This window comes from Pseudomonas sp. B21-010 (assembly GCF_024749325.1).
Lineage (GTDB): Bacteria > Pseudomonadota > Gammaproteobacteria > Pseudomonadales > Pseudomonadaceae > Aquipseudomonas > Aquipseudomonas kilonensis.
In genome coordinates, this window is record NZ_CP087198.1 from 2,274,533 (window position 1) to 2,286,238 (window position 11,706).

At 62.3% G+C, this 11,706-nt stretch carries 11 protein-coding genes; 3 read left to right on the forward strand and 8 right to left on the reverse strand.

Annotation, left to right across the window (positions count from 1 at the left end):
• Positions 1-43 precede the first annotated feature (43 nt).
• Together LOY50_RS10170 and LOY50_RS10175 are read right to left on the reverse strand one after the other, a co-directional pair.
• Complete coding sequence (locus LOY50_RS10170) at positions 44-796, reverse strand: anti-sigma factor (RefSeq protein WP_214508995.1); 753 nt, start codon at positions 794-796, stop codon at positions 44-46.
• Positions 793-1,299 (reverse strand): sigma-70 family RNA polymerase sigma factor, encoded by a 507-nt coding sequence (locus LOY50_RS10175; protein WP_018602303.1) that lies wholly within the window; start codon positions 1,297-1,299, stop codon positions 793-795. The genes LOY50_RS10170 and LOY50_RS10175 overlap by 4 nt, the downstream gene beginning before the upstream one ends.
• 169 nt (positions 1,300-1,468) lie before the next feature.
• Between LOY50_RS10175 and LOY50_RS10180 the strand changes: the two genes are divergently transcribed.
• Together LOY50_RS10180 and LOY50_RS10185 are read left to right on the forward strand one after the other, a co-directional pair.
• Positions 1,469-2,551: a catalase family peroxidase gene (locus tag LOY50_RS10180; RefSeq protein WP_253473116.1), complete on the forward strand. Its 1,083-nt coding sequence runs from the start codon at positions 1,469-1,471 to the stop codon at positions 2,549-2,551.
• Positions 2,548-3,084, forward strand: coding sequence for a cytochrome b (locus tag LOY50_RS10185; protein ID WP_053178694.1), 537 nt, complete (start codon positions 2,548-2,550; stop codon positions 3,082-3,084). The genes LOY50_RS10180 and LOY50_RS10185 overlap by 4 nt, the downstream gene beginning before the upstream one ends.
• A gap of 211 nt (positions 3,085-3,295) precedes the next feature.
• Here the strand turns inward: LOY50_RS10185 and LOY50_RS10190 are convergent, their stop codons facing one another.
• Complete coding sequence (locus LOY50_RS10190) at positions 3,296-4,447, reverse strand: M14-type cytosolic carboxypeptidase (RefSeq protein WP_258690775.1); 1,152 nt, start codon at positions 4,445-4,447, stop codon at positions 3,296-3,298.
• 494 nt (positions 4,448-4,941) lie between these two features.
• Complete coding sequence (locus tag LOY50_RS10195; protein ID WP_258690776.1) at positions 4,942-5,283, reverse strand: DUF6124 family protein; 342 nt, start codon at positions 5,281-5,283, stop codon at positions 4,942-4,944.
• A 131-nt stretch (positions 5,284-5,414) separates the two neighbouring features.
• Between LOY50_RS10195 and LOY50_RS10200 the strand changes: the two genes are divergently transcribed.
• A complete protein-coding gene (locus LOY50_RS10200) occupies positions 5,415-6,062 on the forward strand; it encodes a LexA family transcriptional regulator (RefSeq protein ID WP_258690777.1) in 648 nt (215 codons plus the stop codon).
• A 29-nt stretch (positions 6,063-6,091) separates the two neighbouring features.
• Here the strand turns inward: LOY50_RS10200 and LOY50_RS10205 are convergent, their stop codons facing one another.
• Genes LOY50_RS10205 through LOY50_RS10220 form a run of 4 tightly spaced genes read right to left on the reverse strand, consistent with a single transcriptional unit; the run spans position 6,092 to position 11,652 of the window.
• Positions 6,092-8,041 (reverse strand): acetyl/propionyl/methylcrotonyl-CoA carboxylase subunit alpha, encoded by a 1,950-nt coding sequence (locus LOY50_RS10205; RefSeq protein ID WP_258690778.1) that lies wholly within the window; start codon positions 8,039-8,041, stop codon positions 6,092-6,094.
• A complete protein-coding gene (locus LOY50_RS10210; RefSeq protein WP_018602285.1) occupies positions 8,038-8,856 on the reverse strand; it encodes a gamma-carboxygeranoyl-CoA hydratase in 819 nt (272 codons plus the stop codon). Before LOY50_RS10210 ends, LOY50_RS10205 begins: the two co-directional genes overlap by 4 nt.
• Before the next feature lie 13 nt (positions 8,857-8,869).
• Positions 8,870-10,477, reverse strand: a complete 1,608-nt coding sequence (locus tag LOY50_RS10215) for a carboxyl transferase domain-containing protein (protein ID WP_258690779.1) — start codon at positions 10,475-10,477, stop codon at positions 8,870-8,872.
• A gap of 11 nt (positions 10,478-10,488) precedes the next feature.
• Positions 10,489-11,652 (reverse strand): isovaleryl-CoA dehydrogenase, encoded by a 1,164-nt coding sequence (locus LOY50_RS10220; RefSeq protein ID WP_014339274.1) that lies wholly within the window; start codon positions 11,650-11,652, stop codon positions 10,489-10,491.
• Positions 11,653-11,706 lie beyond the last annotated feature (54 nt).

Here is an 11,706-nt window from a genome sequence, read left to right on the forward strand (position 1 = left end):
ACAGACTCTCAAGAGCAGCCTGTATCCCCTGTGGGTAGGGGGTTCAGAACTTCAGGGTCTGCTTGAGCCGCTGCACCGTCGGCGTATCACTGGGGATGACCATCGCATAGTTGTAGCCCGGCCCGGACCAGTACTCGGCTTGCAATTCGCCCTCGCGACGACTGCCCCGCGGCAGGAGGAAATTTTTCGGGCCGGGTGGGCGCACGTAGAAGCTGATTTTCTGACCGCTCGGGTCCTGATAGACCACCATCGCCGCCGCGCCTTGTTCGGTGCTGAGCAAGCGCCCGCTGACGGGCTTGAAGCCCGTACCCGATAGGTCTGGCAGCCGGTCGGCCTGGGTGAAGTAGCGGTCGAGCCAGCCTTGCATGCTCTGCTCGTCGCCGGTCTGGTAATCGGCCGGAAGGATGCCCTGCTGGGCAATCAACCGGTACGCCTGTAGAGCGTCAGCCATGGGGGCTGCGGCGCTGAGCAGGGTCATTTGTCGCGCCTGCCAGCCGCTGACCCCGCCTACGCTGACGGCCAGCAGCAACACCGCGGCGCTGGCCAGGTGGCGGCGGGAGCGATGTTTCAGGTGCTGGCGAATCATGGCCGGGTCGAGATCCGGATTGGGCGGCTGTTGCAAGGCGCCGCTCAGGGCCGTGCGCAGGTGCTGCGCGTCCTGTTGCCAGGCGCGGACCCGGGCGGCGACTTCCGGCTGGTTGGCCAGGTAGGCCTGCACCAGGCGCTGGTCGGCCTCGCTCAGTTGGCGATCGACGTAGGCGTGCAGGTCGCTGTCGCTGGGGGGCATGCTGATCATTTGAGTATCCGCAGGGTAGGGCGGGTGATTTCGCCGTCGCTGAGTTGGCGCAGGGCCTGGCGAGCGCGGGACAGGCGGGACATGACCGTGCCGGTCGGCACGCCGAGGATGTCGGCGACTTGCTGGTAGCTCAAGCCTTCCACCGACACCCACAACAACAGTGCACGTTGTTCCGTCGTGAGTTGATCGAAGGCTTGCAGGGACGATTGCGCGATCACGCTGCGCTCGGCCGAAGGGTGGGCATCGTCGCGGCCGGTGAAAAACTCCAGCATGCGCGCATACCGTCGGGAGCGGCGATGGCCGTCGAGAAACTGCCGGTACAGAATCGAAAACAGCCAGGCCCGCAGATCGCCGTCCGGACGCTTGTCGTTCCACTTGGACAATGCCCGTTCCAGGCACATCTGCACCAGGTCGTCGGCGTTGCTCGGGTTGCGCGTCAGCGACACGGCAAAACGCCGTAGCCTGGGGATGAGCTCGCGCAACTGTTCGTCGAATGCGTTCATAGGGGTGTGGCTTCTGTGGGCAGTCACTGCACCGGGACTGGAAAGACGACCCGCAAACGAGATTATTCCAGTGCAGGAAAAATAAATACGAGGCGTGGGAATAAACCTGCCGGGCTTTCGTCTGACGGGTCCTTTCCAACAAATGGCCTTGAGCCCCTGGAGCTTTCTCATGGTTGATCCTTCACCCTCGTCGAGCCGGCCACCCTTGAGTGCCGCCGGCCTGACATTGCGCCTGAGCGGCATCGCGGTGATTGTTGCCGCGCTGGCCGGGGCGTTTGCCTACGTCAATGGCAGCCTCGACCCACAGCGCCTGACACCGCAGGCGTTGGTCACTGTGCTGGAAAAAAACAACGGCGTTCACCCGGGCTTTCGACGCAACCACTCAAAAGGTGTCTGCGTCGCGGGCTATTTCCAAAGCACGGGCGAGGCCAGCGGCTATTCCAGCGCCCAAGTGTTCTCGCAGCCGCAAACGCCAGTGGTTGGGCGTTTCGCCTTGCCCAGCGGCAATCCCTATGCACCGGACGGCAGTGTGCCGATTCGCAGCCTGGCACTGCGCTTTACCCAGGCCAACGGCCAGCAATGGCGCACCGGCATGAACAGCATGCCGGTGTTTCCGGTGGGCACGCCCGAAGCCTTCTACCAACTCCAACAAGCCCAGTCGCCGGACCCTGCCACAGGGAAACCGAACCCTGCGGCCGTACCGGCGTTCTTTGCCGCGCACCCCGAAGCGGTGCCGTTTCTGCAATGGATCAAGACCGCCAAGCCGTCGGCCAGTTATGCCACCGAAACCTACAACGGCATCAACGCGTTTTATCTGGTCAACCCCACCGGGCAGCGCCAGGCGGTGCGCTGGGGCGTGGTGCCGATGACCCAGGATGCTGCGGATGCGATGCCACCTCAGGGGGCCGACTTCCTCGAGCAAGACTTGGCCAAGCGTCTCGCCGCCGGGCCGTTGCGCTGGCAGTTGAACATCACCCTGGCCAACCCCGGGGACCCGGTGAACGATGCCAGCAAGGCCTGGCCCGCCGACCGCAAGGTACTCAATGCCGGCACATTGGTGCTGGAGCGCACCCAGGCGCAGGACAACGGCGAATGCCGCGACATCAACTATGACCCGCTGATCCTGCCCCAAGGGATCGAAGGTTCCGAAGACCCGCTATTGGTCGCGCGCTCCGCCGCCTATGCCAGTTCCTATCTGCGCCGTACCAGCGAAGTGAGCCAGTTGGCCGCCAAACAGGAGTCCCGCCCATGAGCGCCCCTCGTCACTTTGCACCGCTGGCCCGGCTGCTGCACTGGCTGATGGCAGTGATGATCATCGCCATGCTGTTCATCGGCGCGGGCATGGTCGCCTCGGTGTCCGAACGCCATGAATGGCTGCTGCAGTTGCACAAACCATTGGGCATCGCGATTTTGCTGTTGGTGATCGTGCGCCTGGCGGTGCGTTTTACCACCCGCCAACCGCCGCTGCCGGCGGATCTGCCGGCCTGGCAAGTGCTGGCGGCAAACGCCTCGCATGTGCTGTTGTACGCCCTGATGCTGGTCCTGCCGTTGTTGGGCTGGGGCATGATTTCGGCGGCGGGGGATCCGGTGATGCTCGGCGACTCGTTGCAACTGCCTTCGATTCTTCCAGCCCACGCCCAGACGTTCGCACTGCTGCGCAAGGCCCACGGGTACCTGGCTTACCTGTTGTTCGTGACGGTGCTGGTGCATCTGGCGGCCGCGTTGTTTCACGCTTGGGTGCGCCGGGATGAGGTGTTGGACAGTATGTTGCGCGGCAAAGGCTGATGAAGCCTGTGGCGAGGGAGCTTGCTCCCGCTGGGTGGTGTCTGTAGGAGCTGCCGAGCGAAGCGAGGCTGCGATCTTTCCACTGGCGCTTGAATTTCAAGTGAAAGATCAAAAGATCGCAGGCTTCGCCAGCTCCTACAACGCCGAGCGGGAGCAAGCTCCCTCGCCACAGGTGTTCACCTTAGACGAGGGACATGATCAGGTCATTGGATCAGCGCAATTCGTCGACCATGGCCTCGATGGTGCTCAACACATCCTTGCCCAGTTGTATCGAGCGTTTGCCAGACCAGCCGGTGATCGGGTTCGGGTGATCGTTGTGGTCCTTGAACGGCATTTCCAGGGTCAGGGACAGGCAGTCATATTTCTGGCCGACCGCGTTACAGGCCAGGGTCATGTTGGCCTGGCCCGGTTCGTCGCGGGTGTAGCCGTAAGCAGTCTGGAAGTCTTTGGTCTGATGCTTGAGATGGCTGCGAAAGCGCTCTTCAAGTTCGGCAATGCGTGGCGTGTAGCCCGGGTTGCCTTCGCAACCGGCGGTGAAGACGTGGGGGATTTCCTCATCGCCGTGAGCATCGAGGAACAGATCGACGCCGTACTTTTCCATTTGCTGCTGGACGAAAAAGACCTCGGGGCTGATTTCCGGACTGGCGTTCTGCCAGGCACGGTTGAGGTCCTGACCCATGGCGTTGGTCCGCAGATGCCCGTGGAATGCGCCGTCCGGGTTCATGTTCGGCACCAGGTACAGATCGGCTTTGGCGAGTAACTGGTTCAGTTGCGCATCGTCATGCTGCTGGAGGCGTTCGATCACGCCCTCCATGAACCACTCGGCCATGTGCTCGCCGGGATGCTGCTGGGCGATGATCCAGACTTTGCGCCGGCCTTGCGCACCGCTGCCTTTGCGCAGCAGCTGAATGTCACGGCCTTCCACGCTTTTACCAACGGCCAATAGTTCGGTGCCGGCCTTGTGCTGCGCTTGCTCGATCAGCCAATCATGTCGGCCGCGACTGTAGGGTTCGAAGTAGGCGAACCAGGCGTTGGTCTGTTCGGTCTCCAGATAAAAGCGCAGGGCGTCGCCTTCAAATTGGGTCGGAATGCGGAACCAGTTGACGTGATCGTAGGAGGCAACGGCCTGGTAGCCCGTCCAGGCCTTGTTGTAAGACGATTGACTGGCGTTGAGCAGCCGAAAGGAATACTCCTGGCCGACGTGCAGGCCGCTGGCCTTGAAGTGGAACCACTGGAAATGGGCGCTGCGGGTGTCGGGCCTGATCTTGAGCAACGACTGCAACGGGTTGCTGATGTCGACGACCTCGATGTTGCCGCTGTCGAAATTGGCGCTGATATCAAAGGAAGATTTAGCCACGGTCACGATTCCTGGAGAGGATTTTCATGGCCATTACTGTACACGCAAGATGGGGGGAACCGAGACGATTTACGTCACGTAAACGAGGGGGCGTCCTCCCTGGACGCCGAGCCAGCTTAGAGAGTCTGCAATTGATTCTCAAGCGCTGGTTGTCGATAGTTTTCGCCTGTGTGGCGGGGCGTCTCTTGCAAACGGATATTCATTTGCTATCATCGCCGCCACCGAATTGGCAGCACCCAAAAGACTTCATTAGCCTGAAGCCATAAGCCGAAAAATCGGCAAAAAAAAGACCCGGCAAAAAGCCGGGTCAAAAACCGTGATTAGCCTGATGAGGAGATATTCCAGAAGTCCGACCTAAGGTCTTCTGATCTATCGACTGATCTCGCGACCAGCTGATGCAATAATAATCATTATCATTTGCAAGTCAAATGGTTTTATCGCATCGATTGGAAAATTTTTCTCGTCGTCCGCGTTCGCGGCGACATTCCCAAGCGTTACCCCTAGCGAGTCGGGTAGCCATCCAGGGATCGGTCAAGCATCACTTTGACCAGATCAATCATGTGCACCACCGAAAATGCCAGGTCACGGCTCGAGCCGTTCAACTGGTTGGCAGACTCGTGGGCGGTCGCCGCTGCACAGCGCAGCAGGTCGCAGGCGTGAACAAGGGCTTCTTCTGCGCTGACGCTGTGGTTGACGTCGAAGAAGCGATGTTCTGACTGTGCCTGGGAAACACTTGGTTTCAAGTAGTAGTCGAGGGCGCGTTTGGCCGCCGGGCAATCCTGAAAGGAAGGGAACGTGCTGTCGAAAGGGCTGCCGGGTTGGTCTTTGTTGGGTGTATCCATGGTGATGAAAATCTCCGTATGTGGGGCTGAACTCCTGAATCCAGAGTAGTACTTATCGTAATTGTGACGATAATTTAAATACTACAATTTGTGTTTTGAATGGTCGGAGTCATCCACGTATCGTGCCGCACATGGATAAATGGATAGAGTTGGTCAAGGCCAAGATGAAGGAGCTGCGCATCACGCAAGTGGTGCTCGCAGAACGGTTGGGAATGTCCCAGGGCGGCGTCGGCCATTGGCTGACCAGGCGCCGGCAACCCAGTGTCGATGACATGAACCGGGTCCTGCGGGAATTGGGGCTGGAGTTTCTGGAAGTGGCGATGGTGATTCGCGAGCCGGACACCTCCACGGACGAAGGCATGACCCTGGCGCAGAAGTACAACCCGTACTTCCGCTACCCGGTCAGTGAATGGCACGAGGTTGGCGAGGTTCGCGAAGGCGATCCTGGCGCCTACAGCCCGGCGCGCTACGAACTGACGGACTACCACGCCCTGGGGGCCGCGTTCTGGCTGGTGGTGGTGGGCGACGCGATGACCGCACCCAGCGGCTTGAGCATTCCCGAGGGCATGTCGATCCTGGTGGATCCGGCCATCGAGGCGGTGCCCGGCAAACTGGTGGTCGCCTGCTTGCCCGGCAGCAGTGACGCGACCTTTCGCAAATTGATCGAGGAGAGCGGGCAGCGTTACCTGGTTCCGCTCAATCCGACTTACCCGAAAAACCTGTACACCGAGCAATGTCGCCTCATCGGTGTGGTGGTGCAGGCCACCATCAGGTTCTGACTGGATCGGCCCTGGGAACGGGCCGATGCCTATTCTTCGAACGCCACCAGGGCGCTGCCTTCGCTGACCATTTCGCCTTCCTGGCAATACAGCGCCTTGATCACCCCGGCCTTGGGCGCACGAATGCTGTGCTCCATTTTCATGGCCTCCAGCACCACCAGTTGAGCCCCGGCCTCCACCGACTGGCCGACACTCACCAGTACCCGGACGATACTGCCGTTCATGGGCGCGGCCAGGCCGCCTTGATGGCTGTGGCTGGCCTCGGCGGCGGCCGACGGGTCGTACAGGTCGATCCGGTGCAGGTCACCCGCCCATTGCAGGTACAGGCTGTCGCCCTGGCGAATGGCCCGATGACTGCGGCGCAGGCCGTGGTGCTCGATCACCAGTTGCTCGCCCTCGAGTTCCGCGCAATGGGCGGTAACGTCCAGCGTCAGCGCGCGATCCTGGCCTTCGCAGCTCAGGTGCAAGGTGGTCTCCCTTGGCAGCCCCAGACGCAGCCCGGTGGTGCTGGCCCAGGGCGAGTCGGCATCATCGCCGCGCACGCGCGGTGTCAGGCTCAAGGCGAAGCCCTGGGCGGCTGCGAACCAGAATGCGTCATCCAATTCGCCCGGCTCTGGCAGCAATTGCGCCTGGTAACGTGGGATAAATCCGGTGTCCAGTTCTGCTGCCGCGAAGGCGGGGTGGGCCACGATTCGGCGCAGGAACCCGATGTTGGTTTTCAGCCCGCCAATGGCAAATTCGTCGAGCATGCTCAACAGCCGCAAGCGCGCCTGTTCCCGGTCTTCACCCCAAGCAATCAGCTTGCCGAGCATCGGGTCGTAGAACGGCGAGATTTCATCGCCTTCTTCAACCCCGCTGTCGACCCGCCGGCCCGGGCCCTCGGCCGATTCTCGATACAACGCCAGGCGCCCGGTGGCCGGCAGGAAATCGTTGACCGGGTCTTCGGCATACAGCCGCACTTCGATGGCGTGACCGAGCAGCGGCACTTGCGCTTGCGTGATCGGCAAGGGTTCGCCTTGGGCGACGCGGATCTGCCAGGCTACCAGGTCCAGTCCGGTGATCGCTTCGGTGACCGGATGCTCGACCTGCAACCGGGTGTTCATTTCCATGAAGAAAAACTCGCCCCGCGCATCCAGCAGGAACTCCACCGTGCCGGCCCCGACGTAACCAATCGCCTGGGCTGCGCGCACGGCGGCGTCACCCATGGCCTGGCGTAGTTGCGGGGTCAGGCCGGGGGCGGGGGCTTCTTCCACGACTTTCTGATGGCGGCGCTGGATCGAGCAATCGCGTTCGTTGAGGTACAGGCAGTTGCCGTGTTGGTCGGCAAATACCTGGATTTCCACATGGCGTGGCTTGAGCAGGTACTTTTCCACCAGCATCCGTGAGTCGCCGAACGAGGACTGCGCTTCACGCTGGGCCGAGGCCAGGGCTTCGGCCAGTTGGCTGACGTCCTCGACGACTTTCATGCCTTTGCCGCCACCGCCGGCCGTGGCCTTGAGCAATACCGGGTAGCCGATGCGCTCGGCGGCGTCGCGAAAGGTCTCCAGGTCCTGGGCTTCGCCGTGATAACCGGGCACTAGGGGCACCCCGGCGGTTTCCATCAAGGTCTTGGCCGCCGATTTGCTGCCCATGGCATCGATGGCCGAGGCCGGTGGGCCGAGGAAGATCAGCCCGGCGTTTTCAATCGCCCGGGCGAACCCGGCGTTCTCGGACAGAAAGCCATAACCGGGGTGGATGGCCTGGGCGCCGCTGGCTTTCGCTGCGGCGATCAGCTTGTCGATTTGCAGGTAGCTGTCGGCGGCCTTGCTGCCGCCCAGGTCGACGCGGATGTCGGCTTCACGGCTGTGGCGGGCATCGCGGTCGGTGGCGCTGTGGACAGCAACGGTGGTCAGGCCCATGGCCTTGGCGGTGCGCATTACGCGGCAGGCGATTTCGCCACGGTTGGCCACCAGCAACGTGGTGAGGGCAGGGGCGCTCATCGACGCGGCTCCTTGTTATTCGATTCGGCTTGCCAGTTCGGCGCACGCTTTTGCAGGAAAGCCCGCAGGCCTTCCTGGCCCTCCGGGCTGACGCGGATGCGGGCGATGGCATTTTCGGTGTAGCGCCGCAGCGCCGGGGTAAGGGCGCCGTTGCCGACTTCACGCAGCAGTTCCTTGCTGGCGCGCATGGCCGCCGGGCTGTTGAGCAACAGGTTGTCGATCCATTGTTCGACTTGATAATCCAGGGCCTCGGCCGGGTAACTTTCCGACAGCAAACCGATTTCTTTCGCACGTTGCCCGTCGAAGCGTTCCGCCGTCAGGGCATAACGACGCGCGGCACGCTCGCCGATGGCCTGCACCACGAACGGGCTGATCACCGCCGGCGCCAGGCCAATGCGCACTTCCGACAGGCAGAACTGTGCTTCATCGGCGCCAATGGCCATGTCACACGCGCTGATCAGCCCCAGCGCGCCACCGAACGCGGCGCCCTGGACGACGGCCAGCGTAGGAATCTTCAGCTTGGCGAGGTTGTACATCAGCTCCGCCAGTTCCCGGGCGTCATCGAGGTTGGTGTGGTAGTCGAGCTCGGCCGATTGCTGCATCCAGGCGAGGTCGGCGCCGGCGCTGAAATGCTTGCCGCGACCGCGGATCAGCAGGAAGCGCAAGCTTGGATCGCTGCTGACGTGGTCCAGGGCCAGGATCAGCTCGCGGATCATTTCGGCGTTGAACGCGTTGTTTTTCGACTCGCGGCTGAGCCACAGGGTGGCAACGCCCCGTGGGTCGGTGTGCAGTTCGAGGGTGTTGAAGTTATCCATGGACATTCCCCGTTTACATCCGGAACACGCCGAAGCGGCTCGGTTCGATAGGCGCGTTCAGTGACGCAGACAAGGCCAGGCCCAGCACGTCGCGGGTCTGGGCCGGGTCGATGACGCCGTCGTCCCACAGCCTGGCACTGGAATAGTAGGGGTGACCCTGTTCTTCGTACTGATCGAGGATCGGTTGCTTGATCTCGGCTTCCTGTTCGGCGCTGAAGGGTTGGCCGCTGCGTTCGGCTTGTTCACGCTTGACCTGCACCAGCACGCCGGCCGCCTGTTCGGCGCCCATCACGCCAATCCGCGCGTTCGGCCACATCCACAGGAACCGCGGGTCGTAGGCGCGGCCGCACATGCCGTAGTTACCCGCGCCGAAACTGCCGCCGATGATCACGGTGAATTTCGGCACTTTCGCGCAGGCCACGGCCGTCACCAGTTTGGCCCCGTGCTTGGCGATGCCGCCGGCTTCGTATTTCTGCCCAACCATGAAGCCGGTGATGTTCTGCAGGAACAGCAGCGGGATCCCGCGCTGGCAGGCCAGTTCGATGAAGTGCGCGCCTTTCTGCGCGGCTTCGGCGAAGAGAATGCCGTTGTTGGCCAGGATCGCGATCGGGTAGCCGTGCAAGTGGGCGAAGCCGCACACCAGCGTCGTTCCGAACAGCGCCTTGAATTCGTCGAACACCGAGCCGTCCACCAGGCGCGCGATCACTTCCCGCACATCGAACGGTTGCTTGGCGTCGGCCGAAACCACGCCGTACAGCTCCTCGCCCGAGTAGAGCGGGGTAATCGGCAGACGATGCTGCAACTCGCCCTGTTTGCGCCAATTGAGGTTGGCCACGCTGCGGCGGGCCAGGGCCAGGGCATGTTCGTCGCTGTCGGCGTAATGGTCGGCCACGCCGGAGATCTTGCAGTGCACATCGGCGCCGCCCAGGTCTTCGGCACTGACCACCTCACCGGTGGCGGCTTTCACCAACGGCGGGCCAGCGAGGAAAATCGTCGCCTGCTGGCGGACCATGATCGCCTCGTCCGCCATGGCCGGCACATAAGCGCCACCGGCGGTGCAGGAACCCATGACCACCGCAATCTGCGGAATGCCCATGGCACTCATGTTGGCCTGGTTGAAGAAGATCCGCCCGAAGTGCTCGCGGTCCGGGAACACCTCGTCCTGGCGCGGCAGGTTGGCGCCGCCGGAGTCCACCAGGTAAATGCAGGGCAGGCGATTCTGCTGGGCGATGGTCTGGGCGCGCAGGTGTTTTTTCACCGTCAGCGGGTAGTAGGAGCCACCTTTGACCGTCGCATCGTTGGCGACAATCATGCATTCGACGCCTTCCACGCGGCCGATGCCGGCAATCACGCCGGCCGCCGGCACGTCTTCGCCATAGACTTCGTGGGCTGCCAACGGGCTGATTTCCAAAAACGGCGAGCCCGGGTCCAGCAGCCGGTTGATGCGTTCACGGGGCAGCAACTTGCCCCGCGAGGTGTGCCGTTCCTGGGCCTTGGGACCGCCGCCTTGGCGAACTTGCGCGAGCAGGGTGCGCAGGGCCTCGACGTGTCCGAGCATCGCATCGCGGTTGGCGATGAACTCCGGCGAGCGCGGGTTGAGCTGAGTGTGCAGCGTGGCCATGGTCAGCTCCGTTAGCGGGTTTCGTTGAACAGTTCGCGGCCGATCAACATCCGACGAATCTCACTGGTACCAGCACCGATTTCGTACAGCTTGGCGTCACGCAGCAGACGACCGGCCGGGAATTCGTTGATGTAGCCATTGCCGCCGAGGATCTGGATCGCGTCGAGGGCCATTTGCGTGGCGCGTTCGGCGCTGTAGAGGATCACCCCGGCGGCGTCCTTGCGGGTGGTTTCGCCGCGCTCGCAGGCCTGGGCCACGGCATACAGGTAGGCGCGGCTGGCGTTGAGCTGGGTGTACATGTCGGCGACCTTGCCCTGGATCAGCTGGAATTCGCCAATGCTCTGGCCGAACTGCTTGCGGTCGTGGATGTAGGGCACGATCAGGTCCATGCAGGCCTGCATGATCCCGGTCGGGCCGCCAGAGAGCACGACGCGCTCGTAGTCGAGGCCGCTCATCAGCACTTTCACGCCACCGTTGAGTGTGCCGAGGATGTTTTCTTCCGGCACTTCGACGTCATCGAAGAACAGCTCGCAGGTGTTGGAGCCGCGCATGCCGAGCTTGTCGAATTTGTTGCTGCGGCTGAAGCCTTTCCAGTCGCGCTCGACGATGAAAGCGGTGATGCCGTGGGGGCCCTTTTCCAGGTCGGTCTTGGCGTAGATCACGTAGGTGTTGGCATCGGGACCGTTGGTGATCCAGGTCTTGCTGCCATTGAGCACGTACTTGTCGCCACGCTTGTCGGCCCGCAGTTTCATCGAGACCACGTCGGAGCCGGCGTTCGGCTCGCTCATCGCCAGGGCACCGATGTGTTCGCCGCTGATCAGCTTGGGCAGGTATTTGGTTTTCTGTTCGTGATTGCCGTTGCGGTTGATCTGGTTCACGCAGAGGTTGGAGTGGGCACCGTAGGAGAGGGCGACCGAGGCCGAACCACGGCTGATTTCTTCCATCGCCACCACGTGGGCCAGGTAGCCCAGGCCAGCGCCGCCGTATTCTTCCGGTACGGTAATGCCCAGCAGGCCCATGTCGCCGAACTTGCGCCACATGTCGGCGGGAAACAGGTTGTCGATATCGATCTGCGCTGCTCGCGGCGCCAGTTCGGCCTTGACGAAGGCCTGCACCTGGTCGCGCAACATGTCGATGGTTTCGCCGAGGGCAAAGTTCAGGGATGGGTAGCTCATGGGACACCTTTGGCTTTTTTATCGGGTGCGGAGAGTGGCGAAATCGCTCTCACC

What these genes read in the sequence shown, in the direction of transcription:
- LOY50_RS10200 (WP_258690777.1), top strand. Translation starts at nt 5,415, where the DNA reads ATGGATAAATGGATAGAGTTGGTCAAGGCCAAGATGAAGGAGCTGCGC.
- LOY50_RS10220 (WP_014339274.1), bottom strand. Translation starts at nt 11,652, where the DNA reads ATGAGCTACCCATCCCTGAACTTTGCCCTCGGCGAAACCATCGACATG.
- LOY50_RS10215 (WP_258690779.1), bottom strand. Translation starts at nt 10,477, where the DNA reads ATGGCCACGCTGCACACTCAGCTCAACCCGCGCTCGCCGGAGTTCATC.
- LOY50_RS10195 (WP_258690776.1), bottom strand. Translation starts at nt 5,283, where the DNA reads ATGGATACACCCAACAAAGACCAACCCGGCAGCCCTTTCGACAGCACG.
- LOY50_RS10170 (WP_214508995.1), bottom strand. Translation starts at nt 796, where the DNA reads ATGATCAGCATGCCCCCCAGCGACAGCGACCTGCACGCCTACGTCGAT.
- LOY50_RS10185 (WP_053178694.1), top strand. Translation starts at nt 2,548, where the DNA reads ATGAGCGCCCCTCGTCACTTTGCACCGCTGGCCCGGCTGCTGCACTGG.
- LOY50_RS10210 (WP_018602285.1), bottom strand. Translation starts at nt 8,856, where the DNA reads ATGGATAACTTCAACACCCTCGAACTGCACACCGACCCACGGGGCGTT.
- LOY50_RS10180 (WP_253473116.1), top strand. Translation starts at nt 1,469, where the DNA reads ATGGTTGATCCTTCACCCTCGTCGAGCCGGCCACCCTTGAGTGCCGCC.
- LOY50_RS10205 (WP_258690778.1), bottom strand. Translation starts at nt 8,041, where the DNA reads ATGAGCGCCCCTGCCCTCACCACGTTGCTGGTGGCCAACCGTGGCGAA.
- LOY50_RS10175 (WP_018602303.1), bottom strand. Translation starts at nt 1,299, where the DNA reads ATGAACGCATTCGACGAACAGTTGCGCGAGCTCATCCCCAGGCTACGG.